This is a genomic window from SAR324 cluster bacterium (genome assembly GCA_015232315.1).
Taxonomy (GTDB): Bacteria; SAR324; SAR324; order SAR324; family NAC60-12; genus JADFZZ01.
In genome coordinates this window covers 49,703-75,170 of the sequence record JADFZZ010000004.1, presented here as the reverse complement: position 1 = coordinate 75,170, position 25,468 = coordinate 49,703, and the positions used below count along the sequence as shown (strand labels likewise).

Below are 25,468 nucleotides of genomic sequence, written 5' to 3'. Positions count from 1 at the left end.
CGACTGAGTTATAACGATCATGTTGATAATTATGATGTCTAAAAATTATCAGAAATTTCTGATAATTTTTTGAATCAAATCCAGATAGGCCTGATTCAAGTCAGGCTTTCTGTTTCCAAAATGAATAAGTATCAGATATTCCAGCGCATTGAGTTTGCTGGATATTTGCTGTTGTTGCTGGTGCATTCCCTCTTTGAGCAAACTCAACGCACAGAATATAAGAATCATCTGTTCTGTCACCTGATGAATCTGTAATGTTTGCAGAATCTCAGTGGATTGTTTCATATTCTGTATCATTTCACGCGTTTTATTCAACTGATTCAATATTTCTGTTTTAGCAGGTGGGTCTGAATGAATCTCTGATAATTCATTTTCTACATGCCGCATAAAAATCTCATCAATCCGATATTTGTGAAGATCTCTCAGAATCTGCATTTTCAGTGTATTGTGTGTTCCTTCCCAATTTTCAATCACAATACTGTCTCTCAGCAATCTGGGCAGACTGGAAAAACTTTCGATAGCACCATTACCCGCAAGGACATCAATTGAATGATGGATGTGTTCCACACCCCACAATGCTGTGATATATTTATTCAAATTTGCCAGCAATCTCAGCAGTAAAGAGACCGAGTCCCCACAAATCTGACCGGCATCATATTTTGCCTGTAAATCAATTGTTGCCAAAGTTGATGACATTGCCGCAATATTTTCTACATGTAATTTGACCAGATTTTCTTGTACAAGAGGATAATTAAGAATGGCATGTCCAAACGCACGACGATGTTCAGCATAATCATAGGCAATCTGAATAGCTCGCCGTGCAGCTCCCAATGCGGCCATACTGTTATAAATTCTTGAAAGATGAAGGACATTTTGCATCAACATCTTGAATCCCTGAGTGACCTCACCAACAGGGCGCGCAATTGCACCATCAAAATCTATTTCTCCAGACGCCATGGTTCTGGTCCCCAGTTTTTCCTTCAGTCGACGGATACGATATTGATTTTTTTCACCATCATTCAGCAAGGCTGGAATCAGGAACAGGCCTAGCCCCTTTGTTCCTTCATTTGATTCATCATAACGGGCGGTGATTAATATCAAATCAGCGTTTGCGTTGGAGCAAAACCATTTTTCACCATAAATTCGCCACGTTCCATCGCTGTCTTGAACAGCACGGCAGTCATTCAATGCGACATCAGAGCCACCCTGTACTTCAGTCACAAATTGGGCGCCCGTAAAATTATTTTTAAAAGAAGGCTCCATCAATTTTTGTAAGTAAAATTCAGCCTCAGCATTTCTTTCTGATTTCCCTAAAACCCGAATAATACCTGCAGTACATGCAACCGGGCAGTTATGACCGGCTTCGCCTGCATGGGAACTTAAAAAAAACAGACACAGACTTTCCATAAACGTAGAAGGATCTGCGGCCTTACGCATCATTTCTGTTCCATAAATAATATCTCCTGCAGCAACATAGGTTGGATGGTGTATAACTTGATTGATATATTCACCTATTCCATTGAACGCTTCCAATCTGGGCAGATTTAATCTGAAGTCATTTTCATCGACCAGTGGTTCCAGTTCATCGACCACAATTTTTCCAAACGCTTCCATTCTCTGCTGTATGATTTTAGCATTTTCACCAAAATAGAATTCAATGCTATGTTTAAATTCCGTATTTCTGGAATAAATATTTTTCTTCAATGCAGTCTGCCATTCTTTCATATGGTTTCTGCCTTTTTGCTGGTTTTGACGGGTAGAAAATAGTTGTTGAGTTACCTGGAATTGTTTCATGATCATACCTTTCATTAAAAAATAATTTTTCCGATTTTTCCGAAATATCGGTTAACAAATCTACTTTATGGCTGGTTGTTTTTGATGCTGAATTTTAGGCCAGTAAATCTCAAACGAAAAATGAGGTGAATGACCACCATGGTGGCAGGATGTGCAAACCGCGGCGGCAGGTTGCGCCGTAGGATTATTTTGTGGCATTTGAGTATGCAGTTTTCCTGGACCGTGACAATTTTCGCATTGGACGTTGGCTAATTCCGGGGTTAGTTCAATGCTGGCAAATCCTTTTTTGTTCAAACCAACCACATGGCACTGGACGCATTCCGGGTCATAATGTTTGTTTACTTTTTTCAGGGTATCAAACGCATGCGCGTGTCTGGATTGACTCCAGATCTGAAACTCGACCAAATGGCAGGCTTTACAGACCTCGTTGCCTGTGTAGGGGGTTTCCAATTTGTGTGTATCGATATTTTCAAGGTTTTTAAAAAATAACTCTTTCACTTGTTCATTGTACTCTTCGAAGTGTTTGATCAGATTTGACGAATCTGGAATTTTATTATTCAACCATTCTACCTGGTTTTTCCAATGAGTGCCTTTGAGTGAGAGTACAACAACACCTTGTCCCTTGGTTGGTACCGAGGGGTATCTATTTGAAGCCGTTTTCATTTCCAGAATCTGGTTCAATTCATCATCAAAGTTGTTTCCTGTAATGATCAGATCAAACCATCCAGTTTTTTCAAAGATTGCCAATTCTTCGGAGTTACCCCGGAATAATAGAATTTTCTTTTTTACCTCAGCTTTATTTTTGTTCCATTGTTCAACTAAATCCCTGGATGCTGGATATATCGTATTTTCATCATTTTTATTCTGATAAAGCTGAGAAGGTGAAACAAACCCCCAAACTCCGGCCTTTCCTTTATTCAAGATAAAAACGTCATGAAAAAATTCAGATTTTGATGTGTTGCTAAGAAGGTATGGCAAGGAAGTATCCATGGTTTTTAGTCCATACAGCCATTCATTGGGACCAACCAGAATTACTTGTGGTTTGAGCGATTTGAAGGATTTTTGAATCAGATCAACTTTAAGAGAGCCTTGCTCAGAGGGGGGCGGAAAATTATTTCCAAGATCGAGGTAGATGAGACCAGGTGTTTGGGATCTGGACTGAGCCAAATAAGAATCTCTTCTCAATAATCCACCCAGATCGCCATCTTCGCTACATCCGCAGGGTTGTATTTCACCTCTTAAATCACCAGCGGCAATAATGTAAAAAGGATCTGACTCAGCGTATATATTGCCTGGACATGTAACTGTCAGCAACAAAAGCAAAATATGCCCGATCAAGCCTTTTTGCAGTAACATCTTTCGTTCTTACTCTTCACTCAAACACAAAAGTTCTTGAAATGTGATTTCGCGAGTACCTGAAGTTACATTGGATTCTGTTGTTAACTCCAAAATTGTACTGAGGGCGCTTTCAATGGTTGCTTTATCTGAATCGAGATAATTATCGGTATATACTCCAGCAGATTTCTTATAGATCAAGCGCCCATCAGTGACTTGAGCTTTACAACCGGGAATGAATGTTCCACAATTAACACTTGGGATCGCCACCGTTGAGTTTAATTTTCTGATTTCACTGATACTTAATAGATTTTTTTGTGAAAGATTTGTTGAACTGGTCGCCGCATTTCGCGCAATACTTTCAATCAATCCGAAAATTCTTGAGGCTGTATTATCACAGGTTCCACCGTTATCCAATTTTTCTACAGATTCATTCATTGCTTTACGAAATTCACTGTCTTCAGCAAATCCAATGTCGCTTAAATCTTCATCCAGAGCCACAGCCCGCTGAACATAAACATTTAGAAATGTTAAGGGAACAGTAAAATCAACACCCGAAGAAAAAATATTTGTTAGACCATCCACTTTGATTAATGGCACAAGGCTATCAATGCTGGAAGCCGTTGAGAATGGACAACTGAAAATGCTGGCTGATGTGCTGAAATTTGACGGAACAACACCAGTAAAATTTCTATTCATGAACAGGCATTTCCCATTATTGATATCCATCAGATAGACTGTGCCAGTTTTCATAACCAACTGCATGGTATCATTATCAGGAGTCAGACTCGATGCTTCGCTGTTACTAACAGTCACACTGGAATCAACTCCACTGAATTGGTTTAGTTCATCTTCTGAAATAGTACCATCCCGATCAATGTCCAATTCCCCATACATCCGAACAATCAATTCTCCCAATATGCCAAAAAATGAGATTTCCAAATCACGTCGTGCACGATTTTCATTAATATTTCGATTTCCGCTTTCACATTTGCCCTCATCAATCAGCACCTGTACAAAACTGTCAGGTCCTACCAGGCAAAGTGCCTTTTCATAATATTGCAATACACCTTTGTCATTATCTTTCCAATCCTCCAGATTACCTTTTTTCTCTGTATATTGATCAAGCCCCAACGTTTTACTCAAATTGTCAGTAGCATCTTCTGTCAGGAAAGAAGCGAATCCAAAGCCAGCTAAGCCCAAATAAGCACTAGCCCGTTCATAGCTATCACACGCAGAAGCATTGGCGACTTCAGAATAACGCTGTTCATCCAGAAGGTTTTGACAATTTTTGTCAGCATCTTCAGAACAACTGCCTAACAAAAACGTGAAACTGAATAATATCAGAAAAAATTGTGCAATTTTCATAGTCATCATAGTCATGGGATATTTTCTAATTCTGGTTTGTCTCAGGCAAGGTTTGTTCCACTGGAACAGAGCCTTCATCTGGAATAATTTCTTCATTTGCATCTGGGATAACCACTTCAATTACCTCAGCAGGTGCTTCTTCCTGTATCTTTTCAGGTTTATCTATCAAGTCCTCTGGATTGATCTCTACGGACTGAGTTTTGTCAAAGCGAGCCAAGATCTCATTGATCTGATATCGTGTTCCAACGTCGAGTTCCATTGGCAATGCATCAATCTTCCCTCGTACCAGAGTAGGATACACTGAAACTCCATTTGCCACAGCATTCAGATACATTCTCCTGATCAGAACAGAATCTGTCTGTTGTGACTTTCCTATGAGGGTATCTATCAATGGAATAGGGTCCAGTTCATTATGCTTCAATGAAGGAAATAATTCTTTAGCAAACTCTGTTGTGTGATAAATAGAAATAAGACTTCCATCTTCTTCCAGTTTTTGTTGTGCCATAACTTCCAGATCCTGGTTTTCCAGGATCAATCCCTGTCTCAACGCACCTGCGATAGTTAACAGTACAATTTCTCTTTTGAGAAGATCTTCTGATAACAAGGGATTGAACAATAATGCGGAAACATCCAATGCTGGAATACGTCTGTTTTGTGTTTTATTTTCGGATGATGTGTCAGAACCACCACTCACAGATCCATCTTCAATTTTTGTATAAGGGATATCAGATTCAGGTGTTTCTAAACTACTTTCTGCCATTTTACGTTCCTGCACAAGAATCTGTTGGAACAAAATTGAATCCAGATGCGTTTCAAGAAATTCTGAAGTATTGGTAAGCAGATCCTTATAAGCCGATGGCTCAATCACTGGTTCTTTAGATGCAGGAACGCCATAATTCTGTTTTCGTTCACGGGTCGCAATGATTAACGACCGAACAGATTCAGGAATATCCTGGTTTTCGTTCCATTCTCGAGCCAATGTCACAAATTTTTCTTCCATCTCAGGATAGAGATAATAATTTTCAATTTCAGCGACCAGCAAAGCTATTTTGGCTTTGATAATGAATTCATAATCTTTTTCAAAGAGATCTGGCAATTTCTCCCAAATACGGAATTTTAAATCCTGTAATTCTTCGCTCCATTTGGATTGCATGGACGTTTCCCATAGCTCAACATTTTGGCGGTCATCTTTCTCACAAATGGATAAAGGACAATTATCCAGCGTTGCAGGCGTCAATAAAATATTGCGGAATGTATCAATGGCAAAATATTGCGAGTACAATGGCAGATAAGAAAATTCATCCAGCAGAAAATCCAGGATATCTTCTCGTTCGCCAACTTCCATTGGAATCATCATCGGAGTTCCATTCAGTTCCAGAACATATCCGGTTTTTCCGGCTAATAGCTTACCCAGAGCGTCAACGGTGGCAACTTTATAAGTTATTTCCCAGCTATCATCTTCCAAAATGTTCTCAATTCGATCCCGACTGGAAGCTCTGACATCACCATCCTTACTTTCCCATGCAAGAAAGGCCAATGCCTGTATTGCCATTTCTCGTTTGCCTGTGTCTGGCATATATTTAGAAATATAGCGCAGATTTTTCAATGCACTGAACTGCTGCTGTCCAGATCCATCTCGCCCCGTTGTTTTCAGAGCATCCATTGATTTATTAAGGGATTCATAATCGTCACTCTGTTCAAAGGTACGATAAGTCACCAATCCCTGCGTTGCACAACCACTGATCCAAATCAAAGATAGACTGATTAAAAGCGTCAATATTTTTTTCATGTCATACATTTATGAGAACAAGTTAGAACATCCAGGATATTTGAAGGCTTGTTCGTTGATCTTCAACGTCACCACCAAATTGACCAATTTCCTGAGACCACAACGCAAAATCAATTTTAGGAACAATATACAAAAGTGTCCATGCGGGATTAAGCGTGGCACCAAAAGTATTATAGGGGCCATTCCTTCCGGCTCTGAATGAAAAGAAGTGATGGCCATTATACATTTTCTCCAAGCCAACTTCTACTCCGATTTTCAGATTTTGAATCGTAAAAATACCCGATGCGAGATCGTTGGCGTTTAGCAAATCCTGATAATCCATGGCAAAAGTAATGTCAACGCCCTGCACTTCTGATTCAGTGGCCAGCCCGAGATCAACTGTCATTGGGACAAGACCAGCCTGGTCAAAATCCATATCGCCAATATTCCTGATCACAACAGCGAGTTTAGGGAACAGATTATACATATCTTCAACATGATAAATCATTCCCACATCTGTTCCAACCTGAGTTGTTGACGCGTATTTGTCTTCAAGGAGATCTGTTTCATCACGATCCACAAAAGCTATAATCGCTTCATCCGTAATATGGAGCGTGTCAATAATTCCGGTACGGTTGACAGCTTTCAATCCCACGCCAATATCCAACCGTTGATCCATAAAACTGAATGCCATTCCACCCAATACACCAGCCTGGCCAAAGGCACGAACAGAGAGATATGGGACAATTGGATTATGGATTGATAAATCAATAATGGCATTACTGAACAAAGCCACACCCCAGCGTGTATTGTGATGGCTCATTGAAAGCAAGGTCGTCTCAAGAAAAATTTTTCTTCCAGCAATATCCGCCAAACCTGCAACCTGGTCGTCTTCAGTCGCAAGGTTTATGGTGTCTTCATTCGAAGTCCCATTGGCTGAATATAACTCATACAGATTGTGCGTCAGACTTCTCAGTCCGGCAGGGTTATAATACAACAGCATTTCGTCATTGGCGACCGCCGTGAAGGCGTTTCCCATTCCTCTAGCCCGAATACTCTGCCGAAGGAATTCAGGCTCACCGGCTACAGCACTTATGGCTGACCAGAGAAAAATACTGATTAGTACAGATACATTAAAAGAGTTTGTCACTGTCCTCATCTTATTTCACGATCAAATGTTATCAATTATTCAGTTTAATAAAAACTTAAGAAGATTTATTCCAAATGTCAACTTAATGAATCCTGTTTCAAACTTCACCTGATTATCATACAACGTAGTTGATAACCCGGAATTTGAAGGAATAGTGTGTTACACCTCATCAACTGGTCAAGGGCATTTGTGATATTCCTACATAGGGTTTTACCACAGGCACAAATACCTTGAAGACAGAACCTGTTCCAATTTCACTTTGAACCTCAAGTTTCCCCTTATGTTCCTGCACAATACCGTAACTGATGGACAAACCCAATCCTGTGCCTTTCCCAACTTCCTTGGTCGTGTAAAAAGGATCAAAGATTTTGTCGATATTTTTTTTCCCAATCCCGAAGCCATTGTCTGCGACTTCAATAACGAGCCATTGTTCTTCAAGGCCTGATTTAACAACTATTTTCGGTGCGTCTGTCATTTCCAGGGCATCTCTGGCATTTGAAAGGAGGTTTACAAAAACCTGTTCAAGTTTCAATGGATTACAGTAACACTTTGGCAGATTTTCGGCAAAGTCTTTAACCACTTTAATCCCGCGTAACTTGAATTGTTCACTGATCAGGGTGAAGGAATTTTCAATGATACTGTTCAAATCGATGTACTCCCAGTTGACTTTCATCGAATCTTTACTGAACCGTCTGAGGTGCGTGATGATTTGCGCACCACGCTGAACCTGTTTCAAAATATTGTTCAATTGAATTTTCACAGCCTGATAATCACCTTCTTCCAGCATTTCCAGGCAAACTTCTGTGGCAAGGCTGATGATTCCCAAGGGATTGTTCAGTTCATGGGCTACTCCGTTTGCCATTTCACCAAGAGAGGAGAGTTTTGCTGACTGAATGAGTTGCATTTGAGCGTTTTTTAATTCTTTATTGGAAATTCTCAACTCCACAGTTCTGTCATGAATCATGGTTTCCAGAGATGTTCGGTATTGTGCGATTTCCTGTTCAGCCTGTTTGTAGTCAGTAATATCCTTGATGAGTAGAATCAGACCTGTGATATTTTCTTGATCAATGACAGGTCCAAGGCAACATTTATAATAGAGTGTCTCGCCCTGACTTCCTGCGACCTGAGTCTCAAAATATTCCAGTTCCCGATGATCCAGTACGGACTGCACACAACGTTGGAATGTTTCCCGATATTTTTTAAAAATAAAATCATAGATATTCCGACCAATGGCATTGACAGGGTTAAAATTCGCGCCCTGTGGGACATGCATATATTCAATCAACCCTTCGGGATCAATAATAATGACTGGTTCGGCCATATTTCTGACCAATGCATCCCACTGAGCCTTCAAGGAACTCTTAGTCTTATCTGTTGTGGCGGAAGGCGCTGATGTTTTCATAAACCAATTATGGAATAAAGATGAGGATTTTTTAACAGGTTTTTAAGTTCGTTTCATTTTTGATTTCAAATAGCAAGTAACTCTTTTAAAATTCTTCGGATCTCATGTTTTAAGATATTTTTTGGGAGTCGGTTACATGAAATTTTATGGAGAACGTAGTGCCTTGTCCTGTGGAACTGCTAAACAGGAGAGTTCCCTCATTTTCCTGAATTAAGTAATGCACAATTGAAAGGCCAAGTCCGGTACCCTTGCCAACATCTTTTGTGGAAAAAAATGGATCAAATATTTTTGATTGAATTTCCTGGGGGATCCCCATGCCAGTGTCTGTAAAATTAACGAAAATTTCCTCGTTTTTCTGATAAACATCGATCGTTAATTTTTTCTCACCCTTCCAGTCATCCAGGGCATCTCTGGCATTCAGCAAAAGATTGACAAAAACCTGTTCCAGTTGACCCGCATTACAATAGATGGAGACGTCTGGATCAATCTGCCTGATGACCTCAATTCCATGCAATCTGAACTGTTCAGTCAGCAGAATAAACGATCGCTCAATGAGATGAGCCACATTCTCAATTCTTTTTCTGGTTGAATCCGTATGACTGACATCTCTCATGTGATTGATGATTTTGATCATCCTGTCAACCTGATTCATGATCTGTTGGTTATATTTGATATAGAGACCATGTTCATCCTTGAGTGCTTCGTCCAGTGCCAACTCAGCACTCATATTGATGATTGCCAGAGGATTGTTGAGTTCATGAGCGATACCTGACATCACTTCACCCAACGACGCGAGTTTGGCTGAGTGAACCAATTGTGCCTGTTTGCTTTTTAAATTTTCATTGGTTTGAGCCAGGTGTTCCTTCTGTTTTTGTACCTTGTTATAGGCCAGTGTCCTTAGCACTCTGGACGCTAAGGTTACGCTGAAAATCATGGATAAGAAGATAATTTGGTCCACACCATCCCGGGGGGAAATCGTGGAAATGAACTGACAACCAAGAATAAAGACCACATTCATCGCATAAGTGATGAGCAAAACCTTTATAGGTAAACAAAGACCAGCTACCAGAATTGAAACACTCAACCATTTGAAGGTACTGACCGGAAATCCCGCAAGGATCTGGGCCATAGGTAACACGACAACAATGGCAACTGTAGAAAGTCCGGCAAACAGTTGAAAACGGCTGAAACTCAATGCCAGCAGGCCATAGAGTGTGAGATGAAATCCGCCAAGTATCATACGTTCATTGGCGGGTATATGCGAAACAACAGCATTCCAGCCTGTTAAAATAATAAACAAACCTATAATCACACTAAGGAGACGTTTTTCGATTTGCGGCTCATTGAAGGTACCATCATTAAACAGCCATTCCCGGACTATGCCTCTGACTTTTAATAATAATTCTTCCGCCTGCTGAGTGGTCATGGCTTCCTGTTTTTGTTTTTTGATTTTTTGAAATGCACAGAGGGCAAGGTGATCAGAATCTTAAACGGTCTGGGATTTTGCTGGATTGGGTGGATAAATTCAATATGAACTGTTCCTCCCTGCTGTTCAATGAATTTTTTCACCGCATCCATACCGACGCCTCGGCCTGAAATATCAGTAACTTCCATGGCAGTGGACAGACCAGACTCAAAAATCAACTCCGCAATTTTCTCAGGAACAGGTGCCTTTTCCTGAACAATCAGTCCAGATCCACGGGCTTTATCCATAATTTTTTCAAGATCCAGTCCTCTGCCATCGTCCTGATAATGTATTCTGACGAGGGACTCCAGCCATTCAAACTCAATCTGAATCAAGCCGATAGCGGATTTGGCATGTTGGATTCTTTCGTTTTCTGTTTCCAGGCCATGGTCCATTGAATTTCGAAAAAGATGAACAAATACATTTTGCAGAACATGACTGAAATTCTGATCAACACGCAAATCCGCGGGATGGATCTTTACTTGCGGCACGCCTTTCTTCAGATCTCTGGCAATGGCCTCAAGTCCCTGAATCTGGCCAGCAAGCATTTCTTGAATGCTGATTGTGCCAAGACGGTCAAAAAAATCTCTGATTTCAGCAAGAACTGATTCCAACTCATTGAATTGGCGCAAATCAGTGTGTTCAATCCGTGATTTCATCAGCTCAATCTGGTCCCGTTGAATGAGAAAATACTGTTCAGGATCAATGTTCATTCCAGATGGACGGGATAGTTTTTCATCATGAATTGTTTGGTATTCCTGAAGCAGCGCTTGAAGTCGCTTCAATTGGGGGAGGACTGTTTCCAACGTAGAAGTGGAATAGCTGTTGGACTTCCGAATTTCATCATAGTGCTGTTCAGCTTCGTGAGCCATTTGTGTGATATACAAAAAGCCCATCGTTCTGGCATTGCCCTTAAGGGTATGCATTTCACGAAACAGGGATTCCAACAGTTCCTTGTCCATCTGTGTTTTCTGAGTCAGAATTTTCTCAAGATTAGTCAGTGTTTTCAGACTATTCTTCATAAATATTTGAAACTCATGAGGCACGACCGATAGAATTTCCCCGATAATGATCAAATCCCGTTTACGTTCAGAGGCTTCTTTCTGCAACAGTTTGAGTTTGGTGACATCTCGAATGCTCAGCATGATTTTTTCGATTTCTTCATTTTCATTACAAATCGGAGCCCAGGTGAGTTCCAGATTTTTCTTCCTGTTGCCGGGGAAATTCTTTTCAAGTTCATTGACCAGAATATGATGATTGAGCATGAAGTTACTGGCATCTTCTTCAAGACAGGCAATGACTGCGGTTTCAATGCTGTAAACCACATCTGGTGTGAGATTGCTGTCTTCGAAAATAAGGGGAATCCAGTGTCTGTCAGCCAGATCCGCTGTTTCCAGAATTGTTTCAAGCCAGGCTGAATATTCATGATGAATCCGATTGTTGTTGGTGATCATCAGAATGCCTTCAGGCAGATTTTGAAGCATACTTTGCATGTCGCTGTTTTTTTGCCGTAGTTGCTCTGTTCGGCTTGAAACAATTGTTTCAAGGTTTTCATTGATTTTTTTCAGGTCTGACACAAGTCTACGATTTTCTACCAGCAAGGTTTCAGAAGTAAAAAAGGCTCTGGAAAAACGGATAGAAAGAATAAAAGACTGAATAAAAATGAACACCAGCAACCCGGCAGGAAGCCAATTTCCTGTCTGAAGGATCATCCCCTGATACAAAATATCATTTAAGGAAGCCAGGCAAAGAACAGAGAAGCCGCCAAGCATCCATCGTGATGATTCTCTGTGATGCCTTACGGTTTGAACAAGGATATATATTACATAGACGATGATGAACATCAGGTAATACTGATAGATGGGCGTTATATGACTGAACCATCTCGGTGGTAAAACCAGACACATCGTTGACAGCACAGAAATTCCAACCACACTTTTTGTGATTTTAAGTGACATTTCCTCAGGAAACAGCGTGTGGATAAACAACATCGATATGGGCGCAATCCAGAAAAAAGCGATATACTCAATTCTCATGAATACTTCCCACGGGAATGAAAACATGGAATGAAGATATCGTTCGCCTGAAACCATGATTCTTATCGAGATTGTAAGCGCCAACAACCCGAAAAATAGCGGTGATTTATCATTACGCCGTAAATAAAATAGACCAAAATGATACAGTGCCATGATCATGATGCTACCAAAAAGCATCATTTCATGGGTCTGATGCCTTGCCTGATGAGCATGGATTGTAGACGCCAAGCCCATTTCCACAGGATACCAGGGGCCACCCAGACGATGATGAAAGTTGGAAACCTGAAGGGTAATATCAAACACGGGATCGTTCACCTGGATGAAGCGAACCTGGGGTGTATATTCAGGGATAGACATTTCAGCGGAAGTTCCCACTTGTCCCATGCTGGAAACCATTTGGCCATTGATCCAGAAACGGTAAGCGGTACCCATGGACAAAAACTTGAAACCCAGCATCTGTCCGCCTTTTCGGAGTTTTACTTTGAGTCGAAAGGTCGCATAACCTTCAGCACCCAAAGTTTGTTGATGGATGGCGTAATGATTCCAGACATCATGCATTACAAAAAAATCCGGGGCTGACGAAACAAGTCCCTGCTTGAAATCTTCAGGAGACCACAGTTGGTTCCAATAAAATCCCCACTCTCCACCCAGGTGAAGCACCTCATGCGTTTCAAGGTCGATCCCGGTTAAATCAAGGATGCCTTTTTGAGCGAATGGTTGCATCGGTTCAGTCGAATGTCCCCAGACAATTTCTGAGAACAGGAGACAACCAACCAACACTATGCCATAAAAATATTTCATTTCCCCTCCCCTGGATAAGGTATCTGTTTAAACATTCTTAAAACATACGGAGGCTTTTAACAATAGTCATATTTATCCCCCGCAATTTTCTAAAAATAGCTCAATGCAACCTGATTGGTATAAGCCATGAATAACCAGTATCAGGTAAAACGGTGTCAGATTGACCGATAACTAAAAAACAAGGTAAGCGTTCAGCCGTCAGCTATCAGTTTTCAGGAATTTTCAAGGCCTGGAAGCCAAACGATATTTTCTGCTATTGAGTCATAAGGCTTCTGAGGCGCATAAACACTGAAAGCTGAATACTGAAAGCTGAACGCTTACAAAACAAGAGGGGTTTCATGGAATTCAGTGTGCAAAATGACTTGGTGGTGGATGCTGTTCGGGCAAAATCATTTCTGGAAAACAGACTTCGGGAAATGGAAATTCAGTTTGCCAGAGTTAGAGAACGATTTTATTCATCGGTTCAACTGCGAGACGATTCAACGTCATGGCTTGAAACCGTTGAAAAACATGAAAAAACGCTGGAAAACATCAAACGGAACATTCCTAAATTTTTGAGAGATTATTCAGATTATGAATCACCCCCGGTTCTGTATTACAATTCGGTTTTTGAAGCCCTGGACCAAAAATGGATTCGCCCCATCCGGGAAGGAGAATATGTTTTGGGAAGTCTGGATGAAGATGAGTATGAAGGACTGACACAGATATGCTCCAGATTGTATGAACTTCAAAGCTATGTTCAAGGAATTGGATCTCCGCCAGGTTTCGATTCATCAGGCCCCACTCCGTATAGTGCTGAGGAACATCCAGCCTCTGAAAATTTGAAGCCCTCAAATAGGTCGACGCTTCCTCAATTTATGACTGAGGCTGAAATTCCAAGGCAAATTCAAGAACAGAATAATCGACTGGAACCAATGCCTCAGCAAGAGCAATGGTCACGCAAATTGTTGGAATTGACAGCTCTGGAAGCTCGGTTGCAGGAACAGCAACGGCATCAGAACCATCGTGAAACAGAATTGGAGCGACAATTTCAGGAAGCCTACAGGGATCAGAAAATCATGGTTCGCCGACAACTCGAACTTGAATTCAGAAGTCAGGCAATTCTTGAACAGGAAACGTCACTCCAAAACAACGAGCAACGACTGCACCTCCGTGAACAGGAACTGAAGGCCCTGCAATCAGCACAGGATTTACAGACTCAAACACTGAACACACGCCAGCAGGAACTCGAGTCCAGGGGATCTTTGATTGAACGCCGTGAATCTGAGCTTAAACATCAGGAACAAGAATTGACTCTGTTGAAGAACTCCCTGGATTTGGAAAAACTTCATCTGGAAGAAACGGCCTCTCTCCTGAAACTCAAGGAGGAACAACTGGATCAAAAAGAACAACATTTCCATCAGATATCCCGGATTCAGCAGGAACTGGAGGACAAGGTTCAGCAATGCATGAAACTGGAAACAACGCTCCAGCATTTTGTGGACAGCACGCTGAATCAGCTCAATGTCTGTAATGACGTTTCCCGGCAAACCCGGTTGCAGGAACAGCAAACCTCAACCAATGAGTGGATGGCCGAGCAGAAAGAATTGATCGCATCCCAGAAATCAATTCTGGATTCTCTTGAAAAAGAACGGACTCAACTGCTTCAGGAAAAAGAATGGACAAAAAGCCTGTTGAATAATTTATTGAGCCAACAGGACAAAATCAGGGAAGCGCAGGATCATCTGCGCGAACTCGAACAAACAACTCTGGAAAAGCAGGAAGATTGGCTTCGGCAGGAAAAGGGATGGATCAAGGTTGAAAAAAAGAAAACGGCCCGTTCACAATCGCAACAGACCGACGATATGAATTCAGGATTTGAAGATGTTTTTTAGGCCCCTTTCATTTTTTGCGGGCAAATGTGAGAGGCCTCTTGTTTTTTAACATTCCTTATTCACTGAGCACGGTGATGGTGATTTCCGCTTCATCTTCAGATTTTTCCACACTCGTCCCCATCATCTGATGAGCTTCAACCTTAACGGAAGCCTTGATAATAAATTGCCCAACTTCTCTTGCCAGAACAGGGCATTTGCTTTTGTTTTTGCATTCGCCCAAAGTCACACCATCCCTGAACCATTCTATTTTTTCATAATCTGATTGTTCCGCATCAAACGTCACTATTGTTCCAACAACAACAACTGTTCCTGGTGAAACATCAATAATGGCTTTGGCATCGCTTTCTACCGCACAGCCATTTAATAAGAAACCGATGGCAATGATCAGTGCAACCTGTTTCATCATAGTGCTCTCCTGTTAATTGTTTAAATTATGCTCCAGTTTCACAGAACTCATTTCCATTAAATGGGTTCACTATTTCTTAGTGCTAATACCACGGAATTCCAGGACAAGGAAGTCCTTTCCTGATAAAATTCAGTCATCAATAACCCTTGCCTTTCACGAATCAGTTCTATATTAGGTCTGTTAAATTTGTGGTGGAATAATGGATTCATGAGGAACAAAAAATCAGGAATACTTATGCGTGAAGCTTTGGTAGTGCTGTCAGGTGGTCAGGATTCAACCGTTTGTTTGTATTGGGCAAAATCCAGGTTTGATTCCATAAAAACGGTTACCTTCGATTATGGTCAGCGGCATCGAATTGAAATTGATTGCGCACGCAAGATAGCAAAACTCGCGGATGTACCCAATGAGGTTTTACCAATCAATACGTTTCAGCGTCTTGGCGGTAACGCTCTGACATCGGCTGAACCTGTAGAAAAAAATGTGCCGGCCAATAGCCTTCCCAATACCTTTGTTCCAGGCAGAAATCTGATTTTCCTCACCTTCGCCGCCGCCTATGCCTGGCAGAATGGCATTGCGGATCTGGTGACAGGTGTCTGTCAGACGGATTACAGCGGTTATCCGGATTGTCGACAAAACACTATCACCGCGATGCAACTGGCAATCAATCTGGGCATGGACACCCAAATGACGATCCATACTCCCCTGATGTGGCTCACCAAGGCTGAAACGGTCTATCTGGCGCGTGATCTGGGCGCGTTACCCGCACTGGCATGGAGTCATACCTGTTATAACGGACAGTTTCCCCCATGCGGCGAGTGTCCTGCCTGTCAACTCCGGGCAAAAGGCTTTGAGACTGCCGGAATACCGGATCCGTTATTGTCGAGAACCTGAATGAACTGGACGCTCAATCTGCTATCTTATGGTGGAATGGTGGTGCTGGTGCTCGCGTTTGTGATGAATCAGCTCAATCGTTGGAGTACAGCCAGTCTGATGTATTGTGTGTTCAATGCGTTTGGAGCCGGTTGTTTACTGTTGTATGTGATTATTAAAGAGGAATGGGCTCTGGTGCCTATGGAATTGTTGTGGATGCTTGCCAGCATTTGGGGATATTTTCGAAACAAAAGGTCTGTATGATTCAGTATTATTACCGTCTGGGATTTGAAGCGGCTCGTAAGTTGAAACAGTTTTCACACACCCATGGTCATTCGTTCCGGATGACACTGGCTCAACAGAAAACAGAAGCCTCTGAAACGTTACACTGGAAAGCACTCGGTGAAACATTACATCCGTTGCAATCGATTCTGGACTACTCTCTGCTGAATGAATCCACCGGATTGGACAATCCCACCGATTCATCGTTGGTCCACTGGATCCGTGACAATCTGGCGACTCCCTGCACCCAGGTCAGGTTGATTGGCACTCCCAAAACTGAATATATTCTGGATGCGCAGGGCATGCATGGATGTGTTGAAACCATCCTGCATTCATCCCATTTTTTACCGAATGTACCGCCGGGACATAAATGCGGAAGACTGCATGGACATAATTTTGGTGTGAAACTTCAATGGCATGGAAACACTTCCGTGGCTGAAATCCAGATCGTGTCAGAACCCGTCTTGGAAAAATTGAATCAAACCCTGCTGAATCAGATTCCCGGGCTGGAAAATCCAACCTCCGAAAATCTGTCCTTCTGGCTTTGGAACACCTTGCATCCGCTTATCCCGTGTCTGGAAGAAGTGACAGTGTTTGAGACACAGACTGCCGGCAGTACTTATTCAGGGAATGGTGTCTGGGAATGTTTCAAGTCCTTCAGCATGGACAGTGCGGTTCCCTGGAATAGTAGTTATCAGGGATTTACCTATGAAATCACACTGAGGGTTAGTGGCACACTGAACCCTGCCTTGGGGTGGATTCGCGACTTTGGTGAAATCAAGGATGTGTTCGCCCCTGTGTTTTTTCTGTTGGACCATCGTGCCCTTGATGGTGTTGATGGACTGGTGTCGTCAGATCTTGCGGATATCGGGACCTGGCTGGTTGAAAAACTGAGACATGATTTACCGGAAATCAGTGGCGTGGATCTCTGGAATACGGAATCCACCGGAATGTCATTGCGAGTGATGAACAAACAGAAAGGTGCGTGATGATCAGAAAATATAAATTGAGTGAAGAAGAGATCAGATTTTACAGACTGGTGTCCTCAGCCGCCTTCGGAAACCCATTCAGCGAGGAGTGGGGGGCTTTGGTGCTTGAAATTTCAGGCTGTTCCCGTGGTGCGCCACCTCCGGAAGTTCGCAAAGGTCTGAATGATGCCGTTACGCATCGACTGTATGTCATGGATCAACCTCAATTCAGAACATTGGAGTCCTTTTCCGGAGAAGATCGTGATGTCATGGAAGGCGTGTATCTGTTTGAAGCGTACTACCGGAACATTGAAAAATTTGACCATTTGATTCAGGAACAGATCCATGCGGGTGATGTCTCATGCCGGGTTAATTTTGGTGAGGATATCCTTACGTTACTGGAACGACGCGGGATTGATCATGAACGCGCAGTACGTCTGTTTGGACTGTTTTACCAGATCCGGCGCGCGTATTATTTCATTGATCGTGCGTTGCTGGGAAAAAGTTCTTCGATGAAACAATTACGGCGCCAGTTGTGGAATAACGTCTTCACCTACGATATTCATTTGTATGAAAAATACCTCTATCATCGCATGGAAGATTTTTCGACCATTATTCTTGGAGATACCGGAACCGGTAAAGGAACAGCGGCTGTAGCGATCGGGCGTTCGGGATTCATACCCTTTGATGATAAAAAAAACGCGTTTGTCGAAAGTTTCTCCAAGGTCTTCACCGCCATCAATCTGTCGCAGTTTCATGAGCAGTTGATTGAATCAGAATTGTTCGGTCACAAAAAAGGCGCATTCACTGGTGCGATCGAAGCCCACGAAGGCGTGTTCAAGCGTTGCAACCGGTTTGGGGCTATTTTTCTGGATGAAATCGGTGAGGTGAGCATTCCGATCCAGATCAAATTGTTGCATGTGTTGCAAGATCGGTTTTTTTATCCAGTGGGCAGTCACGAAAAACAGCGTTTCTCAGGCCGGGTGATTGTGGCAACCAACAAATCGCTGGATCAGTTGCGTGAAAAAGGCTTGTTCCGCGATGATTTTTATTATCGGCTCAGTTCGGATGTGATCATTGTGCCATCGCTGTATGACAGGATTAAAGAGCATCCTGATGAACTGGACAGCCTGATTCAGCATTTTCTGATGGAACTGACCCATGAGGAAAGTCCGGAACTGTTTGATCTTGTCAAGGGAACTCTGAAAAAACAACTCCCCCCCGATTACAACTGGCCGGGCAATGTCCGTGAAGTGGAACAGGCGATTCGCAGGATTTTGATGACTCAAACTTACCGTGGGGATACCCGGCGAGTTGCCAGCGATTTGAGACAGCGATTATTGTTTGAGTTTGAGTCGGGTGATTTACCCGCACGGGATGTGTTGAGTGCGTATTGCGCCTTGTTGTATACAAAATTCAATAATTATGAGGAAGTCGCCCGCAAAACCCAACTGGACCGGCGGACTGCCAAAAAATATGTGCTTCGCTGGCTGGAGAATCAGGATGAAACAGACTTTGAAGAGGAAAATTGATGCGCTTGGCCTTGCGACCGCTGGAAAAAGGGGAGAAACCAGCTCCCCTCTGAAGGTTGGTCAGGACTTGAAACTCATGCATTGTTGCACATCATCATAGCTTCCGATATACAACGGGATGCGCTGATGCAGTGTTGTTGGCTGAATATCGAGGATCCTTTTTTGACCATCTGTCGCAACGCCACCTGCTTGTTCCACCAGCATGGCCATCGGATTGGCTTCATACAGCAGACGAAGTTTTCCATGAGGCGCACGGCTGTCCGCAGGATACATGAAAATTCCACCATACAGCAGGGTTCGGTGAAAGTCGGCAACCAGTGAGCCGATATACCGGCTTTTGTAGGGCCGTTTGGACGCCTTGTCTTCTTCCTGGAGAAAATCCACATAATTTTTGATGGAATCATCCCAATAGCGGCGGTTCCCTTCATTCACACTGTAATAGGTTCCTCGTTGTGGGATTCGAATGTTTTCGTGAGACAGGAGAAACTCACCAATGCTTGGATCCAAAGTGAATCCATGCACGCCATCGCCAGCCGTATAAACCAGCATCGTGCTTGAACCATAGACACAATATCCTGCGCCAACCTGCTGAAATCCCGGTTGCAGGCAGTCTTCCAGAGTGCCTTTGCCCTCTGTCTGGGTCACACGTTTATAGATTGAAAAAATCGTACCGATACTGGCGTTGGCATCAATGTTGGACGACCCATCCAGTGGATCATACAGCAGCACATATTTACCTTTGGGATACTTTTCTGAAATGTGGATTACATCCTCGTTTTCCTCAGACGCCATCACACACAAATGACCTGTGTTTTCCATGGTGATCGCAATGACTTCATCAGCAAACACATCCAGTTTTTTGACCTCCTCTCCATGCACATTTTCTTTACCTGCCACGCCAAGGATATTCACCAGACCAGCCTTGCTGACTTCTCTGTGAATAATCTTGAATGCAAGAGTCAGGTCTTGCAACACGGCTGAAAGTTTACCGGTGGCACCTGGAAATTTATGTTCCGCTTCCAGAATGTAGCGCTCAATGGTCATTACACCTGATGGTTTCATAAAGGCCTCGTGATTAGGAGATTAGAGGATGACAGCTCACACAAAATTTTGTGGCCGCAGGGTGAGGATAAAGCAGGCAAAGATAGCATTGCAATCATTTGACTTACAGGGCAAGATCGTTAATAAACTCGAAAAAATCTAGGGAATACCGCATGGATAGTCAAGCATTATCCCCCCAAGGATCAATAAGTACCCGATCAAATGGTTACCAGCGGTAAATAACTTTCACACCCAATTGCTGGAACATGCCATCGAGTGCCCCGGGACCAATATTCAGATCCCAGAAACCACGAATAGCCAAATTCCAGAAGAGATACCCTTCCACGCCGGCTGAGCCTTTAAAGCCAATACCTGTTTTTTCCTTCACTTCAATGGTGCTGACACCACCCACTTTTTTGTGTTCCACCACATCCACTGTCATATTTCCCAGTCCGAAGGAGGGTACAAATTTAACAAAATTGTACCCCAGATTCATCATGGGATAGGCATAAGTGATCAAGGTGGTGCTGCGGTTCAAATCAGGTTTGCCGATTCGTGCGTCGGTTGATTTTTCTGAACCGTTGAACATTTCGATGCCAACCCGTCCATTTCCACGGAAATCATAACCGAATTCAAGCATTGCCGGTGGCATGGTTGCACCGCCGCCCAATTGTGGAAATCCCACTGCCACAAAATATCCGCGGTCTTCTTCACCTGAGTATTCCCTGATATCACGGTCCTGCCCTCCCGGTTGTTCAGGATAGGTATGAGGAAATGGACTGTAGCGAAAATTTCTCAACTGACGAACCAGCGCGGACGGAATGATATCCTGCAATTCTCCCTGCAGGTTATCCGCATAAACAATCGCGCCGGTGTTGGTATCCTGCACCCTGATATGAACACGAATCATTCCAAGCCGTTTCTTTTCTTCATCATTATTGGGAATTCGCTGATACACAATTCCCAGTTCCTGAATCCGATAGCTCAGCAGATAATCAGCGGGTTTTAATTTGGTGGGAATGACCTTGAAATATTCATCCTCTGATTTGTCTTTTTTATCGTCTTTCTCATTCACAACGCCGATACTCAACACGCCCACCCTGGTTTCCGCAGGAACAGGGAGTTTATCCTCCTTGCGTAAAATGACTGAAAAATTGCCATTGGTCATACGTTCCCGACTCAGATGAAACACAGAGTTCTCATCACGTTCCATCACCTTGTAACCATTTTCAGACAAGGATTTGATCATCTGGTCTTCAATCAACGCGACAATGGGACGGTCTGAAGTAAAGTCTTTTTCAATGGATCGAACCGCGACAGTGCTCCCTGCGGGTAATTTTTGTTTGAGTTTGTTGCCAACCTCAATCTGGTCAACAGTTCGTTCCATAAAAAACTGATTGCTGTTTTCAAAAGTCGGAAAAACTGTCGTACACCCAACGGATCCGGTAATTAAAATGATCGAAACCATCCATAATGGAAATTGGCTAATCCAGTCTTTGGTCTTCATTGCTGTTTGCCTGCTCATAGTCCTCCTCTCAAAATATTAATATTTAGTTCCTGCACCAAAAACAAAACTGGTGAGTTCCGCGCCAAAATCCACATCATTTCCGATAAATGAGATGTCATAGGCATAATTAAAAGATGTCTGGCGATATTCCAGTAGAAATTCCCATTTCTGTAAAACATAGCCCACCCCGATAAAAAACAGCATGTCATCCAGTTCACCAGAGGATTCGTTACTGACCGTCTCACTGTTGGCACCAGACAACGTGACCTCCAGCGTGTTCATCAAAAGCAGGCCTGCTCCTCCAAAAACAGTGAGGGGAATGGACCGTGAATACCAGGAATAACCAAGATCCATTGACAGGGTATTGGTTTCCATTTCAAGCTCTGATTCTTTTGCTTTAAGATTTTGTAACGTTAACCCAAGTCCCAGATTGGATGGAAACACATAATTGCCGCCAATCCCAATAATTTGGGGCGTTAATTCCAGCTCAGTCCGTCCCTGTGATAATGTCAAGGGGCCACTCACATTGCTAATGAATTTGAACTGCCCATGATTATGTTGAGTCGCTGGCGCATAAGAATCATACACGCTGTCAGGAGCAGAGGAATCATTCTCAAACTGATCCATCTCATTTGTTTGAAAATCACTCGAAGAAGAACCTGAACTATTTGAATGAACATCTTCCAGAAATGAATCCATATTTTTCAGAAAGTCATACAAGGAGTCCTGCGCTGTTGCTGATTGAACAGAAAGCAACACGAAAAACACCAGTGAAACACATTTTTTCATGAATGTCATACGAGCCTGACAAAAGGGGGTTAGCCTGTAGATTAATGTTATGGCGTTCGGATGAGTCTGAATCCGCCACCATCATAAGCCAGCATTTCAAAAAATCCGCTCATTTTTTTTATGGAATCGCAACGGACTTCGTTGGGTGCCGACATCCAGTCTCCACCCATGAGGAGTCCTTCTTCCACCCATTCCGCGACATTACCCTGCATGTTGTATAAGTTGAGAACATTCGGTTCAAATGAATCCACGGGCATCACCATTCCTTTGTTTTTCCCGAAATTCACTTTCTTTGGATTTGCGAAATTGCTCATTCCTGTTTGGGTTCCACCTTCCCGGCAGACGTATTCCCACTGTTTCTGTTTTATTAATTCAAACGGACCTTCCAGTTGATGCGACTGGTTTAATTTATGGATAAACTCATGGATCAATTCAAGGTCTTTCACCTGGACGGGATGCATGGCTCCGTGCGAATCACCGGGCAGTTTTCCCATAATTTCTTCCCATTGTGATTCTGAAACCTCATGTTGCCCAACCCATGTTTTTTCTGAAAAAGGTCCACCTTCCACCCTCACGAAACGCATGCCGGTTTGTGGCTCTGTCCAGATTTCATTTGCGAGGGTGATTTCAGCATTGCTGATTTGTTGTTGCCACCAGATTTTTTGCTGGTTTCCGTGCTCTCGCCACTTTTCATCTTCGTCAGACCATGGATGATTGCTGTCATAAGCATCAATAAACCGTTGCCAGGCCATCACCTTGAGTTCTGGCGACCCAGATTCCTGTTCATACAACTGAACCTGTTCCAGTGCCTGTTTCATTTCATGGAGATATTTTTCCCATTTAGCCTTTTCCTGCGAAGTCAGATCATCCAGTGAAAATTCTGTTGAGGCAGACACCGTCGTTGGTATTTCCCCATTCTGCACTATGAACACGAAATCCCCTTCATCCAGTTCCGGATCACGTATTTTTCCATATTGCGGGGTTTGTCCGGTTTGATAACTCATGACTTTTTCCCGCAAATAAACACCAAGTTCTGTTCCCGTGACATATCCATCACGATTCACATCAGCTTCTCCACGCAAGGAGCGAACAAAAGCCGGAGTAAAAACACTGCGGGCCGGAACTTCTTCGCCAGCGCTTCCTGCCGTGATAAACTGTCTTACGGGTTTTGAAGTGACTTCAGTAATGTGGGGAGGAACCTTGGGCAACGCTCTTGTTTTAAAGATGGTTCCAGAAAAACAACTGTCAAACAGAAATAAAGCATGTTTGGCTTCCATTTCTCGAGACCAGTTCAAAATCCGGCTCATGTTGAGAGCCTTCTGCAAAAACTCTTTTTCATTTTCAGTGGGATTGGGTGCGTCAGCAGGTACCAGATAGCCTTTTGAACCATTATTTCTGGTAAACCCATGACCAGAAAAATAAAACAATAACTGGTTATTCACATCATAGCCATATTTCTTGATAAAGTCCTCATAGGCCTTTGGAAGTTGCCGACTGTCTGGATTCAACACCAATTCAACCTTGAACCCTTTTTCTTTCAGCGAGACGGCTACTTCTTCAAGTTCTGATGAAATGCTTTCAAGATCAGGCCAACCGGCAGTATAATCGCTCACACCGATCAGAAGCGCATAACTTCCTGAATAAAATCCAATATCCTGCCCTTTGTCGTTTTTTATGACGGTTTTAAAACCTCGTGTTTCTGCGGCATGTGATGTTGTCCTTCCAAACGCCAGTGCCATTCCCATCAGAAAAACGATTTGAAAAACGGTCTGTTTGAATCTATTCATGAGGATCATGGGATTGATTTGTCTAAACGTGATCATCGCTGATTGAGAAGTTTTAACAGTTTCATGTTCATACACATGCACAATCAAAATAATAGATTCAAGTTAATGTTGAATCATGATGTGCCAGACAAATGGATCTGGAGTCACTTCACAAAATACCTTTATACGCCATCACGATGAGCCATCCGCAACTTTACCACATTGATGTTTTTTAGTGCACAGTCCTGTTCAGTTACTTAAAAACAACATAAAAACAGCTTTTCTCTTGAAATACAGACTGTCTTTTATGGAGCCTTCGTGACAGTTCACGACGCTGACATGAATTATTAATATTGGAGCATGGACAATCGCAATTATTCTGGTTAATAATATTTGAGTATTCTTCATTAACCATTTCTTGAGCAGGTGCATTATGGAACTATATCAACAAATTATTGAGAAAACTTGGGCGGATACTTCATTCAGAGAACTGTTGTTCAGCAATCCGAAAGAGGCGTTGGCACAAATGGGGCAATCGTTGCCTGAGAATATGGAAGTCCAGATTCATCAGGATACGCTGGATACCATGAATTTTGTACTGCTTGATGAAGCACAGGCCAAAGATGCGGTGTGGGGGGATGATCCGGTTGGCAGAGTCTCTCGTAAGGCTCTTGACGATGCGGCATTTCGTGAACGCTTGCTGTCAAACCCTCATGAGGCGGTTCAGGAATCATTAGGATTGGGATTTCCCGGAGAATTGAGGATTTATGCCAACACTCCAAATCAATTGCATCTGGTAATGCCGGTAAATCCTGATTTTTATGGAGAATTGAGCGATTCTGATCTGGCGGTAGTCGCAGGTGGAAAAGGACAATATACAGAAATGTGCAAAGGAATTTCTTCTCTGGTTTCTGTTGTAGGAAAGGCTCTCCCCAGTCTTGGCCCCCTACTCACAGGTGGAACAAGCCTCATTGATATGGCATCAAAACTTTTCTGATGCGCCCCTCAGACTCCTGCGTAAGTCAGGAGTCTGCTATCCCTGAAATCTCCATTTTCTGATTCTTAATTCCGCATCATACACCATCCTGGCAATTTGAGTCGTGGGACACCGTGTCATATAATGTCCTGGAAGATCCTCAAAATTTTCAGGTGGAATTTCCTGAACCATTGCCTGTCCATGATTGAGATAACAATAATAGGATCGTTGACTTTCCTGCATGTTCCCTCCTTGCTTAATAAAGATTCATGCCTCCTGGGAACCGGACATGCAATGATCCTGCCTGAATACTCTTGCGTCGCTGTGCGGACTTGTGT

20 protein-coding genes are annotated in these 25,468 nt (G+C 42.8%); 6 read left to right on the top strand and 14 right to left on the bottom strand.

Going from position 1 to position 25,468, the window contains the following annotated elements; genetic code table 11:
• Positions 1-48 precede the first annotated feature (48 nt).
• The 8 genes from HQM11_04720 to HQM11_04685 form a co-directional block, all read right to left on the bottom strand.
• A complete protein-coding gene (locus HQM11_04720; GenBank protein ID MBF0350308.1) occupies positions 49-1,794 on the bottom strand; it encodes an acyl-CoA dehydrogenase family protein in 1,746 nt (581 codons plus the stop codon).
• Positions 1,795-1,854: 60 nt separating this feature from the next.
• Positions 1,855-3,150: a hypothetical protein gene (locus tag HQM11_04715; GenBank protein MBF0350307.1), complete on the bottom strand. Its 1,296-nt coding sequence runs from the start codon at positions 3,148-3,150 to the stop codon at positions 1,855-1,857.
• A 9-nt stretch (positions 3,151-3,159) separates the two neighbouring features.
• Positions 3,160-4,497, bottom strand: a complete 1,338-nt coding sequence (locus HQM11_04710; protein MBF0350306.1) for a hypothetical protein — start codon at positions 4,495-4,497, stop codon at positions 3,160-3,162.
• Between the two features lie 25 nt (positions 4,498-4,522).
• Positions 4,523-6,286 carry a hypothetical protein gene (locus HQM11_04705; GenBank protein ID MBF0350305.1) on the bottom strand — a complete coding sequence of 588 codons (1,764 nt, stop codon included), beginning with the start codon at positions 6,284-6,286 and terminating at the stop codon, positions 4,523-4,525.
• Between the two features lie 22 nt (positions 6,287-6,308).
• Positions 6,309-7,415: a hypothetical protein gene (locus HQM11_04700; GenBank protein ID MBF0350304.1), complete on the bottom strand. Its 1,107-nt coding sequence runs from the start codon at positions 7,413-7,415 to the stop codon at positions 6,309-6,311.
• A 169-nt stretch (positions 7,416-7,584) separates the two neighbouring features.
• Complete coding sequence (locus HQM11_04695; GenBank protein MBF0350303.1) at positions 7,585-8,736, bottom strand: PAS domain S-box protein; 1,152 nt, start codon at positions 8,734-8,736, stop codon at positions 7,585-7,587.
• A 190-nt stretch (positions 8,737-8,926) separates the two neighbouring features.
• Entirely contained in the window at positions 8,927-10,243 is a 1,317-nt protein-coding gene (locus HQM11_04690; GenBank protein ID MBF0350302.1) for a HAMP domain-containing histidine kinase, read from the bottom strand.
• Positions 10,240-13,119, bottom strand: a complete 2,880-nt coding sequence (locus tag HQM11_04685) for an Hpt domain-containing protein (GenBank protein MBF0350301.1) — start codon at positions 13,117-13,119, stop codon at positions 10,240-10,242. The genes HQM11_04690 and HQM11_04685 overlap by 4 nt, the downstream gene beginning before the upstream one ends.
• Positions 13,120-13,457: 338 nt before the next feature.
• Between HQM11_04685 and HQM11_04680 the strand changes: the two genes are divergently transcribed.
• Entirely contained in the window at positions 13,458-14,993 is a 1,536-nt protein-coding gene (locus HQM11_04680) for a hypothetical protein (protein MBF0350300.1), read from the top strand.
• A 55-nt stretch (positions 14,994-15,048) separates the two neighbouring features.
• On the opposite strand, the gene HQM11_04675 is transcribed toward HQM11_04680, so the two are convergent.
• Complete coding sequence (locus tag HQM11_04675; protein MBF0350299.1) at positions 15,049-15,399, bottom strand: hypothetical protein; 351 nt, start codon at positions 15,397-15,399, stop codon at positions 15,049-15,051.
• A 207-nt stretch (positions 15,400-15,606) separates the two neighbouring features.
• Here HQM11_04675 and queC point away from each other — a divergent pair, with 207 nt between their 5' ends.
• From queC to HQM11_04655, 4 genes are read left to right on the top strand one after another with little or no spacing between them, the layout of a single operon-like run.
• A complete protein-coding gene (gene queC, locus HQM11_04670; protein ID MBF0350298.1) occupies positions 15,607-16,290 on the top strand; it encodes a 7-cyano-7-deazaguanine synthase QueC in 684 nt (227 codons plus the stop codon).
• Positions 16,291-16,533 carry a hypothetical protein gene (locus HQM11_04665; GenBank protein MBF0350297.1) on the top strand — a complete coding sequence of 81 codons (243 nt, stop codon included), beginning with the start codon at positions 16,291-16,293 and terminating at the stop codon, positions 16,531-16,533.
• Positions 16,530-17,540 carry a 6-carboxytetrahydropterin synthase gene (locus tag HQM11_04660; protein ID MBF0350296.1) on the top strand — a complete coding sequence of 337 codons (1,011 nt, stop codon included), beginning with the start codon at positions 16,530-16,532 and terminating at the stop codon, positions 17,538-17,540. Before HQM11_04665 ends, HQM11_04660 begins: the two co-directional genes overlap by 4 nt.
• Positions 17,540-19,051 carry a sigma-54-dependent Fis family transcriptional regulator gene (locus tag HQM11_04655; protein ID MBF0350295.1) on the top strand — a complete coding sequence of 504 codons (1,512 nt, stop codon included), beginning with the start codon at positions 17,540-17,542 and terminating at the stop codon, positions 19,049-19,051. The genes HQM11_04660 and HQM11_04655 overlap by 1 nt, the downstream gene beginning before the upstream one ends.
• A 60-nt stretch (positions 19,052-19,111) precedes the next feature.
• On the opposite strand, the gene fbp is transcribed toward HQM11_04655, so the two are convergent.
• The 4 genes from fbp to HQM11_04635 form a co-directional block, all read right to left on the bottom strand.
• Positions 19,112-20,113 (bottom strand): class 1 fructose-bisphosphatase, encoded by a 1,002-nt coding sequence (gene fbp, locus HQM11_04650; protein ID MBF0350294.1) that lies wholly within the window; start codon positions 20,111-20,113, stop codon positions 19,112-19,114.
• A gap of 205 nt (positions 20,114-20,318) precedes the next feature.
• Positions 20,319-21,617 carry a hypothetical protein gene (locus HQM11_04645; protein ID MBF0350293.1) on the bottom strand — a complete coding sequence of 433 codons (1,299 nt, stop codon included), beginning with the start codon at positions 21,615-21,617 and terminating at the stop codon, positions 20,319-20,321.
• An 18-nt stretch (positions 21,618-21,635) separates the two neighbouring features.
• Positions 21,636-22,388, bottom strand: coding sequence for a hypothetical protein (locus HQM11_04640; protein ID MBF0350292.1), 753 nt, complete (start codon positions 22,386-22,388; stop codon positions 21,636-21,638).
• Between the two features lie 47 nt (positions 22,389-22,435).
• A complete protein-coding gene (locus tag HQM11_04635; protein ID MBF0350291.1) occupies positions 22,436-24,175 on the bottom strand; it encodes a caspase family protein in 1,740 nt (579 codons plus the stop codon).
• A 412-nt stretch (positions 24,176-24,587) separates the two neighbouring features.
• On the opposite strand from HQM11_04635, the gene HQM11_04630 reads away from it, so the two are divergent.
• Entirely contained in the window at positions 24,588-25,151 is a 564-nt protein-coding gene (locus tag HQM11_04630; protein ID MBF0350290.1) for an NHLP leader peptide family RiPP precursor, read from the top strand.
• Positions 25,152-25,187: 36 nt separating this feature from the next.
• Here the strand turns inward: HQM11_04630 and HQM11_04625 are convergent, their stop codons facing one another.
• Positions 25,188-25,373 carry a hypothetical protein gene (locus HQM11_04625; protein ID MBF0350289.1) on the bottom strand — a complete coding sequence of 62 codons (186 nt, stop codon included), beginning with the start codon at positions 25,371-25,373 and terminating at the stop codon, positions 25,188-25,190.
• Positions 25,374-25,468: the final 95 nt, after the last annotated feature.